This window comes from Pedococcus sp. P1_H8, from assembly GCF_056405175.1.
Genome location: NZ_JBFUCP010000403.1, coordinates 1 through 383, shown reverse-complemented (window position 1 = coordinate 383; position 383 = coordinate 1). Strand labels below are relative to the sequence as shown.

The 383-nt window shown below is 74.4% G+C and carries 1 protein-coding gene; it reads right to left on the bottom strand.

The features are described 5' to 3' along the window. Window positions 1-129 precede the first annotated feature (129 nt). Window positions 130-383, bottom strand: a 254-nt coding sequence (locus tag AC1DYG_RS20560; RefSeq protein WP_477641681.1) for a phosphatase domain-containing protein, incomplete at its 5' end; no start/stop codon positions are given.

Below are 383 nucleotides of genomic sequence, written 5' to 3'. Positions count from 1 at the left end.
CCCCCGCGCTGCACGTGCGTCTGGTGCAGCGGTCGAAGCTGATCGGGCGCAACCGGAATGCGCTGATGCAGTCCGGCATGCAGACCACCCTCGCGCGGATGAAGGGGTACCTCGAGCGCTGACCCGGCCTCAGGCCGAGGGGAACCGCGCGACGTAGCGACGCTGCCACGGCGTCTCGACGGCGTGCGGGGAGTACCGGTCCCGGACGAAGGCCACCGCCTCGCGCGCGGGCACGCCGTCCAGCACGGCGAGGCACGCGAGCGCGGTGCCGGTCCGGCCCCGTCCGCCGCCGCAGGCGACCTCCACCCGCTCGAACTCGGATCGGCGCCACGCCTCGCGCAACGCGTCGTGCGCGACCGCGGGGTCCGTGGGCAACCAGAAGT